Source organism: Streptomyces sp. B1866 (assembly GCF_031932565.1).
Lineage (GTDB): Bacteria > Actinomycetota > Actinomycetes > Streptomycetales > Streptomycetaceae > Streptomyces.
Genome location: NZ_JAVSCF010000655.1, coordinates 1 through 329, shown reverse-complemented (window position 1 = coordinate 329; position 329 = coordinate 1). Strand labels below are relative to the sequence as shown.

General features: G+C 79.6%; 1 pseudogene. It reads right to left on the bottom strand.

From position 1 onward, the window contains the following. Positions 1-184, bottom strand: a pseudogene (locus tag RKE29_RS30650) (hypothetical protein); the annotation flags it as partial. Positions 185-329: the final 145 nt, after the last annotated feature.

Here is a 329-nt window from a genome sequence, read left to right as displayed (position 1 = left end):
CGGTGGGCCGCGCCGCCGCCCCGGCCCGCTGCCCGGCCGTGCCGGGGGCGCGGTGCGCCGCGCCGTCCCCGCCGCCGGTGTCGTCGGCCACCAGCCCGTACACGCCGTAGCCGGCGCCCGCGACCACCGCGGCGAGCACCCCGCTGATGACCGCGGTCTTCGAGCCGGTCCGCATGCTCCGCAAACCCCCACCGTCCCTCAGGCGCCCCCGCCCGCCTGGCGGGAGCGACGATCCGGGCACTCTACCGGTATCCGGCCACCCGCCCCGCCCGGGACCGGCCCGCCCGGCCGGGTCCGGCTAAATCCACGTATCCAGCCACATGCGGTCG